We start from the raw sequence: 14,907 nt of genomic DNA, 5'->3' as shown, positions 1-14,907 counted from the left end.
GGCCATGACCGTGCCCGCCGACCTGCCAGATGCCCGCACCGGCGCCGCTGCCGCCGCTGGTCCGGCGGCAGAACTGAGAGCCGACGTCCGCCGCGTTTCGACGCTGTTGGGCGAGTCCCTCGTGCGCCAGCATGGGCCCGGGCTCCTGCGCCTCGTCGAGGAGGTCCGCCTCCTGACCAAGGAGTCCAAGGAGGCCAGCCGCGGGGGAGCGGGCGCGCTGGGCCCATGGAACGCGGCCGACGTCGCCGAACAGGTCCGCGAGCTCCTTTCCTCCCTGCCGCTGGACGAGGCGACCGATCTCGTGCGCGCGTTCGCGTTCTACTTCCACCTCGCCAACGCCGCTGAGCAGCTCCACCGCGTCCGCGAGCTCGGTGCGGTGGCGGACGACGACGCGTGGCTGGCTTCCGCGGTCCGCGACATTGCCGAGCAGGCTGGCCCCGCCGTGCTCCAGGATGTCGTGGACACGCTCGATGTCCGTCCGGTGTTCACCGCACATCCTACGGAGGCGTCGCGCCGGTCGGTCCTGGACAAACTGCGCGCGATCGAGGGTATCCTCGCGGTGCCCTCCGCCGAGGGAACCGAGCTGCGCCGTCGTCAGGACCGCCACCTGTCCGAGCTGATCGACCAGATGTGGCAGACGGATGAGATCCGGCACGTCCGCCCCGCCCCGATCGACGAGGCGCGCAACGCTGTGTACTACCTCGGCGAGGTCCTGGCGGGCGCTCTTCCCGAGGTGCTCGACGAGCTCGCCGGGCTCCTTGCCGAGCATGGCGTCAGCCTTCCGACGGGCCGGGCGCCGCTGCGCTTCGGCTCATGGATCGGCGGGGACCGGGACGGCAACCCCAACGTGACTCCCGAGGTGACACGCGAGATCCTGAGGCTGCAGAACCAGCATGCGGTGCGGATTGCCGTCGGCATCATCGACGAGCTCATCAGCACTCTCTCCAACTCGCAGGCGATCGCCCCGGTCGATCCCGAACTGGAGGAGTCGATCCGGAGTGATTTGGACAGGCTCCCGGGTCTGGATCCGCGCGTCCTGGAGCTCAACGCCCGTGAGCCGTATCGGCTCAAGCTCACGTGTATCAAGGCCAAGCTCCTCAATACAGCGCGTCGGGTCGCCTCCGGCACCCCGCATGAGCCGGGCCGCGACTATGTCAACTCCGGGCAGCTGGCCGCGGATTTGGACGTGATCGAGGGCTCGCTGCGGGCCCACGCGCCCCTGGCCGCCGACGGCGTGCTGGCCACCGCGCGCCGCGTCCTCGCCTCGTTCGGGCTGCACCTCGCGACCCTCGACATCCGCGAGCACGCCGAGTACCACCACGAAGCCGTGGGGCTCCTGCTCGATCCGCTCGCGGAGCTCGGCCGCCCTTACGCTGAACTGCCGCGCGAGGAGCGCCGGAAGGTTCTGGCCGCGGAGCTCGGCTCGCGCCGCCCCGTGTCCGCACACCCCATCGTGCTGCCGGGGCACGCCGGCCGCGTGTACGAGACGATGCGCGTGGTCCGGCAGGCGCGGCGGCTCCTGGGCCCGGACGTCATCGAGACGTACATCGTGTCGGTCACTCGGGGGGCCGACGACGTGCTGGCGCCCGCGCTGCTGGCCCGAGAGGCCGGGCTCGTGCGGCTTCACGGCGAGGAGCCGTACGCGCACATCGGGTTCGCCCCGCTCCTCGAGACCCTCGAGGAGGTGCGTGGCGCCGCGGAGATCCTCGACGACCTGCTCTCGGAGCCCGCGTACCGGGAGATCGTGGGGCTGCGCGGGGATGTGCAGGAGGTCATGCTCGGGTACTCGGACTCCAACATGGAGTCCGGGGTGCTCACGAGCCAGTGGGAGATCCACAAGGCGCAACGCCAGCTCCGCGACGTCGCGGCCCGGCACGGCGTGCGCCTGCGGCTGTTCCACGGCCGCGGGGGATCGGTGGGCCGCGGCGGCGGGCCGACGTACGAGGCGATCATGGCCCAGCCCAACGGCGTCCTCGAGGGCGAGATCAAGTTCACCGAGCAGGGCGAGGTGATCAGCGACAAGTACTCTCTGCCTGAGCTCGCGCGGGACAACCTCGAGCTCGCGCTCGCCGCCGTGATGCGCGCTTCGGCGCTCCACCGCCTGCCGCGCATCAGCGATGATGTGCGCGACCGCTACAGCGAGCTCATGGACCTCATCTCGGACGCGGCGTTCGCGCGCTACCGAGCCCTCGTGGACGATCCTGACCTGCCGGCGTATTTCATCGCCTCGACCCCCGTTGAGCAGATCATCGAACTCAACATCGGATCGCGGCCTGCCCAGCGGCCCGATCCGGAGACTGCGACGGAGGGGATCGAGGGGCTGCCCGGACTGCGGGCCATCCCGTGGGTGTTCGGCTGGACGCAGTCGCGGCAGATCATCCCCGGCTGGTTCGGCGTTGGTTCGGGTCTGCGCGCCGCGCGGGAGGCCGGCAAGGACCGCGAGCTGCGCGAGCTTCAGGAGCGGTGGCCCATCTTCCAGTCCGTCATCTCGAATGTTGAGATGACCCTGGCCAAGACGGACCTCGAGATCGCCTCGTACTATGTGACGTCCCTCGTCCCGCCCAAGCTGCACCACGTCTTCGAGTCGATTCGCGCCGAGTACGAGCTCACGGTAGCCGAGGTCCTACGCCTTACGGGCGGGCACGAGCTCCTCGCCACAGCTCCAACCCTCAAGCGCACCTTGGAGATCCGCGACCAGTATCTCGACCCCATCAGCTACCTCCAGGTCGAACTGCTCCGGCGCCTCCGGGCCGGCGCCGCCGGAGAGGGCGCACGAGAGGGCGCGCACGACGCCGGCGGGCCCGGTTTCGCCGGCCAGCTCCAGCGCGCACTGCTCATCACGATCAACGGAGTCGCCGCGGGGCTGCGCAACACCGGTTAGGCGCCTGGCGCTCCGCCCACAGCCGCCCGTAGGACTATCGGCCCTTCCAACCGGCCCTCATCCGTTGCAGGCTAGGTGAGGGGTGGGCCTGCCAGGGGCCCGCCGATCGAGGAAGGTGATGACCCATGTCCGAACTTGCCCACTGGCTTGATCCGCGCAGCAGGCGGCCGTTCGAACTCCTGGAGAAGTTCTTCGAAGGCGACACCTCGAGCACTGCTATCAAGGTCGAGGAGGTCCGTGAAGGCGATTCGCTCGTGGTCCGGGCGGAAATGCCGGGAATCGACCCTGAGAAGGACGTCGATGTGAGCATCTCCGAAGGTTCCCTGCACATCAGCGGGCATCGCGAGGAGAAGACGGAAGAGAAGTTGAAGGACTCCTACCGCTCCGAGTTCCGCTACGGCTCATTCTCACGGTCTCTCCCTCTGCCCGAGGGCGTCACGGCTGAGTCTGTGACGGCCTCGTACAAGGACGGGGTGCTCGAGGTCCGCGTGCCCGTTCCCCCCACCCCGCCGACTCCGACCACGTCCAAAGTGCAGGTGACCCGCGGCTGACACCAGGCCGGGGCCGCCGGCACCTCATCGGGGCACGTGCGACGACGGGTGCCCGACCCACATGGGTCGGGCACCCGTCGTGCGTGCGAAACGCGTGCTCACCCGGCTGCCTCTGCCTTAGCGGCTGCCCCTGCCTTCGTGCGGTCCTCTGCAGCGGCGATGATGGGCACTGTGCGCAGCACGCTGTCCGGGTTGAGGGAGATGGAGTCGATGCCCTCACCGACGAGGAACTCGGCGAAGTCCGAATGGTTGCTCGGGCCCTGGCCGCAGATGCCGATGGGGATTCCGGCCTCGTGGGACTTCCGGATGGCCTCGGCGATCATCGTGGTGACCGCCTCATCGCGCTCGTCGAACCGGGACGCGAGCCGCTCTGAGTCGCGGTCCACGCCGAGAACGAGCTGAGTGAGGTCGTTGGACCCGATGGAGAACCCGTCGAATCGGGAGGCGAACTGTTCGGCGAGCACCACGTTCGAGGGGATCTCGCACATCATGTACACCTTGAGTCCGTTCTCTCCGCGGGCCAGCCCGTGCTCGGCCATCGCAGCCAGCACGGCATCAGCCTCCCCCGGTGTGCGGCAGAAGGGCACCATGACAATCACGTTCGCGAACCCGAGCCCCTCCCGCGCCCTCTTCAGGGCCCGGCACTCGAGGGAGAAACCCTCCTTGTAGCGGTCGTCGTAATACCTCGAGGCACCGCGGAAGCCGAGCATGGGGTTCTCCTCGGCATCCTCGAAGGCGGCGCCCCCGAGCAGTCCTGCGTACTCGTTGGTCTTGAAGTCGCTCAGCCGCACGATCGCGGGACCAGGGTGGAAGGGTGCGGCGATCTTGGCGATGCCCGTCGCCAGCCGCTCCACGAAGTACTCTGTCGGGTCGGCGTAGCCGCGGGTGAGCTCCTCGATCTCCTCCCGCTCACTGGGATCCTCGACCCGCTCGGGATGCACGAGGGCCATCGGGTGCACGCGGATGAGGTTGCTGATGACGAACTCCATGCGCGCGAGCCCCACGCCGGAGGCGGGCAGGCGCCACCACCGGAATGCTGCCGAGGGGTCGGCGAGGTTCACCATGATGTGGGTTCGGGTCTCCGGCAGCGCCCCGACATCCACGTCCTCCACCTCGAACGGGACGAGCCCGCCGAGCACGAGGCCCTCCGCGCCCTGGGCGCACGAGACCGTGATCGGCTCCCCGTCCGTGATCGATGTGGTGCCGCTCACGGTCCCCACGACGGCCGGCACGCCAAGCTCGCGGCTCACGATCGCTGCGTGGCTCGTGGGGCCGCCATGGTCTGTCACGATTCCCGAGGCGCGCTTCATGATCGGCACCCAGTCAGGATCCGTCATGGTGGTGACGAGGATTGCGCCGTCGCGGAAGGTCGCGATCTGGGACGGGTCCGCAATGACGCACGCCTCGCCGGACGCCACGGCGTCCCCGATCGCCGCGCCGTGGGCAAGGACGGGCCCGGTTCCCGTCAGGTGGTGGACCCGGAACGCCGAGGTGCCACGCCGTGCCTGCACGGTCTCGGGCCGCGCCTGGACCATGAACAGCTCGCGTGTCTCTCCGTCCTTGGCCCATTCCATGTCCATCGGCCGGCCGTAGTGCTCCTGCACGGCGACGGCCCATCGGGCGAGCGTGAGGATCTCGTCGTCGTCGAGCACGAACCCGGCGCGCTCCGCAGGGGACGTCTCGAGCATCTCCGTCCCCGAGCCCCCGGCGAAGACGAGCTTGCCCTCCTTGGCCCCGGCCGTGCGGGAGATGATGGGTCGGGCCCCTGCTTGGGCCAACAATGGCGAGAAAACCTCGTACGAGTCCGGATTTACCGTGCCCTGCACCACGGTCTCGCCCAGGCCCCAGGCGGCGCTGATCTCCACCATCCGGGGGAAGCCGGATTCGGTGTCGAGGGAGAACATGACTCCTGAACCGGCCAGATCGGAGCGGACCATGCGCTGCACGCCGATCGAGAGCGCGACGTCGAGGTGGTCGATCCCGCGCAGTTCCCGGTAGGTGATGGCACGGTCAGTGAAGAGCGAGGCGAAGCACCGACGGCACGCGTCGATCAGCTCGTCCTCGCCCACCACGTTCAGGAAGGTCTCCTGCTGCCCCGCGAAGCTTGCCTCGGGCAGGTCCTCCGCGGTCGCGCTGCTCCGCACGGCCACGGACGGCTGGTCCCGCCCCACCCGGGCGGCGAGGTCGCGGTACGCGGCGCGCACCGCCGTCGCGAGCTCCTCGGGGAAGCTCCCCGAGAGGAAGAGGTCCCGGGCGGCTGCGCCGGTGCGCCTCAGGCTTGCCTGCTCTGCGCGGAATGCGGAGAGCAGGTCGGCCAGGGAATCCCGGATCCTGTTCGCGTCGACGAAGAGGCGGTACGCGGCCGCGGTCGTGGCGAAGCCCTCAGGGACGGCGACGCCGACTTCCCGGAGGTGCCGGGTGAGTTCCCCCAGAGAGGCGTTCTTCCCTCCGACTCGGGCCAGGTCGGCGAGGCCGACCTCCTCGAACGTGAGGACGAGCGGCGTTCCGGGACTGGACGGCGCGGACACGGCGTCAGTCCAGGGCCAGCATCGCGGCGGCGGCGACCCGCACCCGGGCGCAGGATTCGGCGGCCACCCTGCAGTGGGCGTAGGCCCCCGCATACACGCCGCACACGTCCTCGCACAGCGCAGCCACGTCGTCGAGGGCGCGGAGCACGGAGGCCGGGGTGGGGCCGAAGTCGGAGCCGAACCTCGAGAGGATCTGTGCCGTGGCCGAGCACATGGCCGCACAGTTCTGCTGGGCCCGGATCAGGTGGCGCAGGTGCGTCACGCCCGGTTCCTCGAGGCAGGCGTCCGCGCCGGTGGTGCAGGCCTGGCCGCAGGCGAGTGCTGCATCGATGCACTCGCTCAGGGCCGTTCGCTGGGATTCGTCCATGTCCGGCGCGGCGGGGTGGACTACTAGGGCCTGGCGGGCGTGTGACATGCGGTGCTCCTGGATCTTTGCGTGATGCCGGGACGGGCGACGCCGCTCCTCACCCCATGCTTGCGTCGCACCAGCTGCTCCGCGAGAGTCTTTGGTCCTGATCAGCGCCGAAATACTGGCGCGGGAGGTGGAGCAGCCAGAGGTGATCTGGGCATACTGAGCCTGGGGTGAGGGACAGTGAAGGTGCCAATGGAAGATGCGGGCAAACCCGACAGCGCGACGAGCCGGATCGAGGACCTGCTGCGCCAGTTCGTCTCACGCGCCCATGAACTGCTTGAGACCCAGGAGCGCATGCGCGGGCTGCTCGCGGCGGTCGTATCCATCGCGGAGGAGCTCACGCTCGAGGCGGTCCTCGAGCGAGTGGTGGCCTCGGCGCAGGAACTCGTTGGCGCGAAGTACGCGGCGCTCGGCGTGCTCGGTCCGGACGGCACGCACTTGAGCCTCTTCGTGACGGTGGGCCTCGACGAGGAGACCGTGAAGAAGATCGGTCCGAGGCCTACCGGGCACGGTGTCCTCGGCCTGCTCATCCGCGAGCCACAGCCGATCCGCCTCCACGACCTCGGCTCCCACCCGGACTCCTACGGGTTCCCCGCGAATCACCCGCCGATGAAGACGTTCCTCGGCGTGCCGGTCCGCGTCCGCGACGCGGTGTTCGGCAACCTCTACCTGACCGAGAAGGCGAACGGCGAGGACTTCAACGCCGAGGACGAGGACCTCGTGGTAGCCCTCGCCGCTGCGGCCGGAGTGGCGATCGAGAACGCGCGCCTCTTCTCGAACATCGCCCGGCGCCAGCAGTGGCGCGAGGCCAGCATGGAGGCCGCCGGAAAGGTCCTCGGCCTCGATGACCCGTCGACCGGAAGCGAGCTCATCGCCGATCAGGCCCTGACCATATCCGAGTCAGACCTCGTGGCGATCCTGAGGCCGCGGGGCGCCGGAATGGGCCACGAATGGCGTGCCGTGGCTGGGCCGGCGAAGGATGCCTTCGACGAGGTGGCGCGGGCCGGCGCCCTCACTGTCGCCGCCAAGGTCTCCGTCGCGGGCGAGGCCCTGCTCCTGACCGGCACCGAAGTCCTGGGTCCCGACACTCCGATCCGGCACGTTCTCGTGGTCCCGTGCGGACAGTCGGGGCAGGACGCCGGCGCCGCGGTCTTCGGCCGCCTGCACCCGGACCCCTACTCCGTAGTGGACTTCGAGATGGCGCCGGCGTTCTGCGCCTACGCCTCCCTTGCCCTCCAGGTGGCCCGCCAGCACCGGCAGCGCGAGGAGCTCCTCGTCTTCACCGACCGGGACCGCATAGCCCGCGACCTCCATGACGTGGTCATCCAGCGCCTGTTCGCGGCAGGCCTGAGCCTGCAGGGCCTCCGGCGGTTCGTGGGCCAGGGGGCGGACGCCGGGCGGGCCGCCGAGAAGATCGATTCGATCACGGGGGAGCTCGACGAGACCATCGCCGCACTGCGCAGCACCATCTACTCGCTGAATGAGGCCAGGAGCGGCGACAGCCTGAGTGCGCGCCTGGTCAGGGTGGTCCAGGAGCGTACCGAGGAACTGCCCACCACGCCCCGCGTCGAGCTCCTCGGCCCCATCGACACTGCCGTCTCCGTTGCCGTGGGGGATCAGGCCCTCGCCGTGCTCACCGAGAGCGTGTCCAATGTGGTTCGGCATGCGCGGGCGGACTCGCTGTGGGTCACCGTGTCGGTGGCCCACGGTGAGTTCGAGCTCGTGGTGGCTGACGATGGCCGAGGCCTGGGTGAGGTCACGCGCCGCAGCGGGCTCAAGAACGTCGAGGAGCGGGCCGCCGCGCTCGGCGGCAGCTTCGAGCTCGGTCCCGCGGAGGACGGCGGCACTCGGCTTCGGTGGGCTGTTCCACTCAACTCGCGGTGAGGTACCCCACCGCTCGCCGCGCTGAGGGTCAGTGTCCGTGGGGGGAGTTCCGGGCGATGAACAGCGCCGCTTGTGTCCGCCGTTCGTAGCCGAGCTTGGACAGGAGGGACGAGACGTAGTTCTTGACGGTCTTCTCCGCGAGGAAGAGCTTCTCGCCGATTTCCCGGTTGGTCAGGCCTTCGCCGATGAGCGCGAGGACGCGGCGCTCCTGCGGGCTCAGCAGGGCGAGCCGGGGATCCGTCACCTCTTCCTCACGGGGCGCGAACCCGGCGAGGACCTTGGCCTTGAGGGCCGGATCGAACAGCGACTCTCCGCCGGCTGCGCGTCGCAGCGCCGTGATCAGTTCCGTGCCCCGGATCTCCTTGAGGACGTAGCCATTGGCGCCGGCGAGGATCGCCCCGCGCAGGGAGTCCTCGTCGTCGTAGCTCGTGAGCATGATGCAGGGCAGGGTGGGGTCGACCGCATGGACGTCGCGGCAGACCTCGATCCCCGTGCCATCGGGGAGGCGGACGTCGAGGACGGAAACGTCCGGCTTGAGGGCCGGGATTCGGCGTGTTGCCTCTGCGGCTGTGCCTGACGTCCCCACAACCTCGAACCCTTCGGCCTCGAGCAGTTCCTGGAGGCCGCGGCGCACGAGTTCATGGTCATCGAGGATGAAGACGCGCAGAGCTCCCGGCTTGGCGGATTCGGCAGGCGTTTCACGGTGCACGGTGCGACCCTCTCCCTGTTTCCCAGCTGACCTTCCCATTCTCTGCTCGCCTCAATCAGGGCGCCTAGGGACTTAGGGCTGTTCTAGCCCGCCGCTCGGCCGTCGCCGCTTCCCGGCTGGCTCCTCACACCGGGCGGGCGGAAGCGGGCCCCCTCCGGTGGGCCCTCTCCCCGTGCCCGGCCAGATAGCGCCCCGCCGTGAAAAGCCACAAGGGCCATCCGAGGTATGCGACGACACCCAGGGCCGCGCCCGCAGCGTACAGGGTCATCTGGAGCGCAGGCACACCGCTTGCGAGGTAGCCCGCTCCTATGATCGGCAGGGCCGCGAGCATGCCCAGCCCGATCGCCCGGCCGGCCATGGCCAGCCTGTGGGGGTACCTGGGGTGATGGAGCAGTCTGTGGTTCGCGAGCGCCGCCCACGCGGCCTGGGCCACGATCCCGGCCACGCTCACGGCGGTCGAGGGGCCGAAGCCGATGAGATGCAAGGACAGCAGGACGCCGCTCGCGGCAGCGGCGGCCGAGCACACCACAACGGCCACCGTTCCGGCCCGGGTCCGAGGGCCGCGGCCGAGTCGACGCTGGATCTGGAGGATGGGCGGAATGGTTGCGAGGTAGAACAGGCCCCCAGTGAAGTCGTTGATCCCGCCGAATACGTATGGACCTCCGCGGGGGACCTCGACCGCGTACATCGCCGCCAAGCTGGCCACCGCCAAAGCGCCAAGGCCGGCCGCGGTGTACGCGGCGAGGGCGGCAGGGCCGTCGGCCGGGAGATGTCCAAGCGAGGTCATGGTGTCGTCGCGCATGGCTGCTCCTCGTGGGTACGCTGCCTCCCAGCCGGTAGCTGATTCGAGGGTACGCCCACCGCAACACCGACTTCTAGAATCTCCTTGACAAATTAATTCGTCGGTAGTCAACTGGAGACATGCAGGACGTCATCGTGATCGAGGATGCGGCGGCAGCGGCCGCGAGTCTCGACCCGCTCAGGGCGAGGCTGCTGCGGGAGCTGGCCGCGCCGTCGTCCGCCTCCGGGCTCGCCGCCAGGTTGGGGCTGCCGCGGCAGAAGGTGAACTACCACCTGAGGGCGCTCGAGGAGCACGGGCTCGTGACCCTCGTCCAGGAACGGCGCAAGGGCAACGTCATGGAGCGTGTCCTGCAGGCCACGGCGGCGTCCTACGTCATATCGCCGGAGGCGCTCGCCGTCGTCCAGCCGGATCCCGCGCAGGTGAGGGACCGGTTCAGCGCTTATTGGCTCCTGGCCCTCGCCTCGCGCATGGTGGGCGAGGTAGGCAGGCTCATCTCGGGCGCTGCCTCGGCCAAGCAGCAGCTCGCCACCTACGCGGTCGACGGCGAGATCACCTTCGCGTCCGCCGCCTCGCGGGCGGCGTTCGCGGCCGAGCTGGGCGCCGAGGTGGCCACGCTCGCCGCGAAGTACCACGAACCTGGGGCGGCGGGCGGGCGCAGGCACCGGCTCGTCGTCGCCCTCCACCCCACCCTCAAGGAGCCCCCGGACGTCCCCGCGCCCGGCACCCCAGACAAGGAGATCCAGCCATGACCGAGCAACATCCGTTCGAGATCGTCCAGGACGTGGTCCTGGCCGCATCGCCGGAGCAGATCTGGAAGGCGATCACTGAGGACACTGCAGCGTGGATGTTCCCCACCGACCAGTGGCCCTCCGTCCGGACTGTCGACGAGTACCCCAGCCATCTCGTGACCCGCATGGAGGGGCCCGACGGCTGGTTCAACCAGCTTGAGCACGTCCTCACCCCCGGACCGGAAGGGACCCACCTGCACTACGTCCACTCGGGCGTGCTCACCGACAACTGGGAGCAGCAGTACGACGGCGCCGCCAAGCACACCCTGTTCTACCTCCACACTCTGGGACAGTACCTCGCGAACTTCGACGGGCGCACCGTGGTCTACGTGGAGGTCCGGGGACCGGACGGCTCGATTGCCCCGGACGCCTTCGAGCGCTTCCTCGCCGCCTTCGGGCTGGTCGGTGTGATCCCAGGCGAGAAGAAGGAGCTCGACCTGCCGGTACTGGGGCCCGTCGAGGCCACTGTGGACTACGCGAACGAGTACTTCCTCGGCCTGCGCACGGGCGATGCGATGGTGCGCGTCTTCGGGCGCAATCTCTTTGGTGACCGCGTGGGCTTGACCGTGCACGACTTCTCGCTCGACTCCGCGTCGGAGGCTGTACGGGCGTCGCGCGCAGACCAGCACGCCGAGGCGTGGCGAGCGTACCTGGAGAAGCTGTACGCGTAGTCCAGAACTGCCATCTGTGCCGCGTAGCATGACCCCGTGAGCGTCGATACCGTCTCCGAACGGGTCCAGATCCCGGCAGCCGAGGCCGCGGCCATGCCCGCGCAGGCCGTGCTTGCCGCACTGGGGACCTCCGCGCAAGGGCTCTCCGGAGCCGAGGCGGCGCGCCGGCTCGCCGACGGCGCCAACGTCCTCGAGGCGAGGCGCGTGAGCTGGTTCCACGTGCTGGTGCGGCAGTTCGCCAGCCCGCTCCAGGCGCTCCTCGTGGGAGCCGCGGCCATGTCCTTCGCCACAGGGGACCACCTCAATGCGTCCATCATCGTCGCCATCCTCCTCGGCAGCGCCCTGCTCGGCTTCGCCAACGAGTTCCGCGCCGAGAAGACCGCCGCGGACCTGCACGAGCGGATCAGCCACACCGTCGTCGTGGTGCGCGACGGCTCCGAGCGCCAGCTGCCCGTTCGCGAACTGGTCCCGGGAGACCTCATTCGCGTGGGCCTGGGCAACATCGTTCCCGCGGACGCCCGCGTGCTGGACGCCGTGGGCCTCGAGACGGACGAGGGCGTGCTCACCGGCGAGTCGGCCGCCGTGGAGAAGTCCGGGGATCCGGTCCCGGCCGGGTCGGACCTCGCGGACCTGACAGACTCCCTCCTCATGGGCACCGTGGTCCACGCCGGGTCCGCGCGCGCCGTCGTCACCGCCACGGGCCGCGACACCGAGTTCGGCCGGATCGCTGCCGGACTCGCGCAGGGGCTCCCAGAGACCTCCTTCCAGCGCGGGCTCAAGGAGTTCTCGCTCATGCTCCTGTGGGTCGGGGTATTCCTCACCGTGGGGATCCTCGTGATCAACCTGATCCTGCAGCGTCCGTTCCTCGACTCGGTCCTGTTCTCCCTCGCGATTGCGGTGGGCATCACGCCCCAGCTGCTGCCCGCCGTCGTGAGCACGTCCCTCGCCGCCGGCTCCCGGCTGCTGGGCAAGCGCGGGGTGCTCGTCAAGCGGCTGCTCGCGATCGAGGACCTCGGCAACCTCGATGTGCTCATCACCGACAAGACCGGCACGCTGACCGAGGGGAGGATCGGCTTCGAGGAAGCAGTCCCCGCAGGCCCTCCCACGGGCGACGGCGCGAGGCGGCTCACTGAGCTCGCGATGCTGTGCTGCGAGGTCGACCCGGGCGAACCGGGCGCCTCGGGCGCGGGCCAGAACCCCGTGGACGCGGCTCTCTGGGAGGCGTTCCCGGACCTGCCCGCGAGCCTGGGGGGCCGGCGCCGGATGTCGCTGCGGCCCTTCGACCACGAGACCCGGACCATGGAGACCGTCGTCGCGCCGGACCAGCCGGGCGGCGCTCCGGTGCACATCCTCAAAGGCGCCCCCGAGGCCGTCCTCGAGGCCTGCGCCGGCGTCACCGACGCGGACCGTGTAGCCCTCGAGGCGCTGTTCTGCAGGGGCGCGCGAGTCGTTGCCGTGGCGAGCGGGCCAGCCGAGGCCGCAGCCCCGGACACTGCGGCGCACGACGACGCCGGGCCGCTCACGCTCGCCGGATACCTCAGCTTCATCGACAGGCCCAAGAACGACGCCCGCGCATCGCTCGCGAGGCTCGCCAGCCTCTCCGTCGACGTCAAGATCGCAACGGGGGACAACGCCCTCGTCGCCGAGCACGTCACGTCAGTGCTGAAGATGACGCCAGGGACGGTGCTCACCGGGACCCAGATCGAGGCGATGGACGACGGCGCCCTCGCCGCCGCTGCCGCCGGCGCCCGGGTGTTCGCGCGAGTCTCGCCCGAGCAGAAGGCCCGGATCGTCACGGTCCTGCGCCGCACCCACTCCGTGGGGTTCCTCGGCGACGGCGTCAACGACGCCCTCGCCCTCAACCGCGCCGACGTCGGCATCTCCGTCGATTCGGCGACCGACGTCGCGAAGGACGCCGCCGACGTCGTGCTCCTCGAGAAGGACCTCGGCGTGCTCGCGGACGGGGTCATGGGCGGCCGGCGCATCTTCGCCAACACGGTCAAATACCTGCTCATGGGCACGAGCAGCAACTTCGGCAACATGTTCTCCGCCGCCGCGGCGAGCGCGTTCCTCACGTTCCTGCCCATGCTCCCCGGACAGATCCTGCTCAACAACCTGCTCTACGACTCGAGCCAGCTCTCCATCCCCACCGACAAGGTGGACCGCGAGCAGCTGCGCAAGCCGGCCCACTGGGACATTGGCGGCATCCGGCGGTTCATGATCGCGTTCGGGCCGATCTCCTCGCTGTTCGACTTCGCCACGTTCGGGCTCATGCTGTGGGTCTTCCAGGCCGCCCCCGAGGAGTTCCGTGCGGGCTGGTTCGTCGAGTCCCTTGCCACGCAGACGCTCATCGTCTTCGTGATCCGTACGCGGCGCATCCCCTTCGTCCGCTCCCGCGCATCGGCGGCGCTGACCGCGAGTGTCCTGGCCGTGGTGGCGATCGGTGCCGTGCTCCCGTACACGCCGATCGGCGAGCTCGTCGGCTTCTCGCCGCTCCCCGCGGACTTCTTCCTCGCGCTGGTGGGCATGGTGCTCCTGTATCTGGTGCTCGTGGAGATCGCCAAGTACTTCTACTACCGGGCGGAGGATGCCCGCGCCGGACGCGAGGCCCCCGGTCGGGCCGAGGCCCGCGCAGCCGCCCGGGCCGTGGGCCTGCACCACGGCCGGTCCCGGGTCCATCGTCGCGCTGTGCCGTTCCTCGTGCACACGGGCAGGGCGAAGTTCCGCCGCCCGCCGGGGCACGGGGTCGCCGCCGGGCGCCGCTAGCCTCAGAGGCGTTCTCCCCCAGAGGCGTTCTCCCAAGAGGGAAGAGTCAGCGGAGCGGCTGGCAGCTCGGGCAGAACCAGATGTCCCGTTCGCGCGTCTCCCCGATACGCGTCCCGGTGCCGGGAGTGGGTTCGGCAAGCGTGCCGTGCTCGATCCGCGTGCGGCACCTCAGGCACGGCTGGCCCGTCCTGCCGTAGACCCACGTGCCGTTGCGCGGACCGAACCCGCCCACCGTGTTGCGTGGCCGTGCCTTGTTCGCCTCGAGGAGCCTCTTTGCCAGGGCAACTATGCCGGCGAGGTCCGGGACGTTCTCGACGGGCGTCGCGGGATGGACGCGGCTGAGGAAGCACACTTCGCAGCGGTAGATGTTGCCCATCCCGGCCAGGTTCCGCTGGTCCAGGAGCGCGAGGCCCACGGCCCGGCCGGGATCCGCGCGCAGGTTCGCTTCCGCACGGGCGGGGTCCCAGTCCGGGCCCAGGAGGTCGGGCCCGAGATGCCCGACCGCGGCGTTCTCCTCGACGGTCGGGATCACCTCGAGCAGGCCGAGGGAGAAGCCGACCGCCCCCGTGCCGTCCTCGGCCGTGAGCGCCACGCGCGCCGTGTGGCCAGGTTTCCGCCACCTCTGGCCGGGGGCATACACCTGCCAACTGCCCTCCATGGACAGGTGCGAGTGGATGCTGAGCCGCCCCGCGCCGTCGTGCGGTCCAGGCCCCGTGTCCCCGTCCTCGGTCACCGGTGGAGCGAGCCGGTGCAGCAGGTGCTTGCCTCGGGAGACGACCTCGAGAACGGTCCAGCCGGCGAGGTCCAGAGTCGCGAAGCCGGGAACCCGGAAGTCGCTCGCCGCGAGGCGCTTGCCCGCGAGGGCCCTGTGCATCTTCTGGGCGGCCTGGTAGACGTTGTCGCCCTCAGGCACGG

General features: G+C 69.9%; 11 protein-coding genes. 6 read left to right on the top strand and 5 right to left on the bottom strand.

The window, feature by feature from the left end; translation table 11 throughout:
* Window positions 1-4: 4 nt before the first annotated feature.
* Together ppc and LF262_RS09410 are read left to right on the top strand one after the other, a co-directional pair.
* Window positions 5-2,881, top strand: a complete 2,877-nt coding sequence (ppc, locus tag LF262_RS09415) for a phosphoenolpyruvate carboxylase (RefSeq protein WP_235780043.1) — start codon at window positions 5-7, stop codon at window positions 2,879-2,881.
* Between the two features lie 125 nt (window positions 2,882-3,006).
* On the top strand, window positions 3,007-3,432 hold the full coding sequence (locus LF262_RS09410; protein ID WP_235780042.1) for an Hsp20/alpha crystallin family protein: 426 nt from the start codon (window positions 3,007-3,009) through the stop codon (window positions 3,430-3,432).
* A 98-nt stretch (window positions 3,433-3,530) separates the two neighbouring features.
* On the opposite strand, the gene ppsA is transcribed toward LF262_RS09410, so the two are convergent.
* Together ppsA and LF262_RS09400 are read right to left on the bottom strand one after the other, a co-directional pair.
* Window positions 3,531-5,960 carry a phosphoenolpyruvate synthase gene (gene ppsA, locus LF262_RS09405; protein WP_235780041.1) on the bottom strand — a complete coding sequence of 810 codons (2,430 nt, stop codon included), beginning with the start codon at window positions 5,958-5,960 and terminating at the stop codon, window positions 3,531-3,533.
* Window positions 5,961-5,964: 4 nt separating this feature from the next.
* Window positions 5,965-6,375, bottom strand: a complete 411-nt coding sequence (locus LF262_RS09400) for a four-helix bundle copper-binding protein (RefSeq protein WP_235780040.1) — start codon at window positions 6,373-6,375, stop codon at window positions 5,965-5,967.
* Window positions 6,376-6,564: 189 nt separating this feature from the next.
* Here LF262_RS09400 and LF262_RS09395 point away from each other — a divergent pair, with 189 nt between their 5' ends.
* The gene (locus tag LF262_RS09395) at window positions 6,565-8,256 is read left to right on the top strand and encodes a GAF domain-containing sensor histidine kinase (RefSeq protein ID WP_235780039.1); all 1,692 of its coding nucleotides are present in this window, start codon (window positions 6,565-6,567) and stop codon (window positions 8,254-8,256) included.
* A 28-nt stretch (window positions 8,257-8,284) separates the two neighbouring features.
* Here the strand turns inward: LF262_RS09395 and LF262_RS09390 are convergent, their stop codons facing one another.
* Window positions 8,285-8,965, bottom strand: coding sequence for a response regulator (locus LF262_RS09390; protein WP_308190515.1), 681 nt, complete (start codon window positions 8,963-8,965; stop codon window positions 8,285-8,287).
* Between the two features lie 124 nt (window positions 8,966-9,089).
* Window positions 9,090-9,767: a hypothetical protein gene (locus tag LF262_RS09385; protein WP_235780038.1), complete on the bottom strand. Its 678-nt coding sequence runs from the start codon at window positions 9,765-9,767 to the stop codon at window positions 9,090-9,092.
* 119 nt (window positions 9,768-9,886) lie between these two features.
* On the opposite strand from LF262_RS09385, the gene LF262_RS09380 reads away from it, so the two are divergent.
* The 3 genes from LF262_RS09380 to mgtA are packed head-to-tail and all read left to right on the top strand — an operon-like array spanning window position 9,887 to window position 13,992.
* Window positions 9,887-10,516 (top strand): ArsR/SmtB family transcription factor, encoded by a 630-nt coding sequence (locus LF262_RS09380; RefSeq protein WP_235780037.1) that lies wholly within the window; start codon window positions 9,887-9,889, stop codon window positions 10,514-10,516.
* Window positions 10,513-11,226: an SRPBCC family protein gene (locus LF262_RS09375; protein WP_235780036.1), complete on the top strand. Its 714-nt coding sequence runs from the start codon at window positions 10,513-10,515 to the stop codon at window positions 11,224-11,226. The genes LF262_RS09380 and LF262_RS09375 overlap by 4 nt, the downstream gene beginning before the upstream one ends.
* A 36-nt stretch (window positions 11,227-11,262) precedes the next feature.
* On the top strand, window positions 11,263-13,992 hold the full coding sequence (gene mgtA, locus LF262_RS09370; protein WP_235780035.1) for a magnesium-translocating P-type ATPase: 2,730 nt from the start codon (window positions 11,263-11,265) through the stop codon (window positions 13,990-13,992).
* A 46-nt stretch (window positions 13,993-14,038) separates the two neighbouring features.
* Here mgtA and LF262_RS09365 read toward each other — a convergent pair whose 3' ends face one another.
* Window positions 14,039-14,905: a DNA-formamidopyrimidine glycosylase family protein gene (locus LF262_RS09365; protein ID WP_235780034.1), complete on the bottom strand. Its 867-nt coding sequence runs from the start codon at window positions 14,903-14,905 to the stop codon at window positions 14,039-14,041.
* Window positions 14,906-14,907: the final 2 nt, after the last annotated feature.

Source organism: Sinomonas notoginsengisoli, assembly GCF_021554725.1.
Taxonomy (GTDB): Bacteria; Actinomycetota; Actinomycetes; order Actinomycetales; family Micrococcaceae; genus Sinomonas; species Sinomonas notoginsengisoli.
Note: the sequence above shows the minus strand (reverse complement) of the source record. Positions and strands in the feature narration are given on the sequence as shown.

Excerpts from the sequence above, each read along its gene's own strand:
- LF262_RS09395 (WP_235780039.1), top strand. The coding sequence starts at position 6,565 with ATGGAAGATGCGGGCAAACCCGACAGCGCGACGAGCCGGATCGAGGAC.
- LF262_RS09380 (WP_235780037.1), top strand. The coding sequence starts at position 9,887 with ATGCAGGACGTCATCGTGATCGAGGATGCGGCGGCAGCGGCCGCGAGT.
- LF262_RS09385 (WP_235780038.1), bottom strand. The coding sequence starts at position 9,767 with ATGCGCGACGACACCATGACCTCGCTTGGACATCTCCCGGCCGACGGC.
- LF262_RS09375 (WP_235780036.1), top strand. The coding sequence starts at position 10,513 with ATGACCGAGCAACATCCGTTCGAGATCGTCCAGGACGTGGTCCTGGCC.
- LF262_RS09410 (WP_235780042.1), top strand. The coding sequence starts at position 3,007 with ATGTCCGAACTTGCCCACTGGCTTGATCCGCGCAGCAGGCGGCCGTTC.
- ppc (WP_235780043.1), top strand. The coding sequence starts at position 5 with ATGACCGTGCCCGCCGACCTGCCAGATGCCCGCACCGGCGCCGCTGCC.
- LF262_RS09400 (WP_235780040.1), bottom strand. The coding sequence starts at position 6,375 with ATGTCACACGCCCGCCAGGCCCTAGTAGTCCACCCCGCCGCGCCGGAC.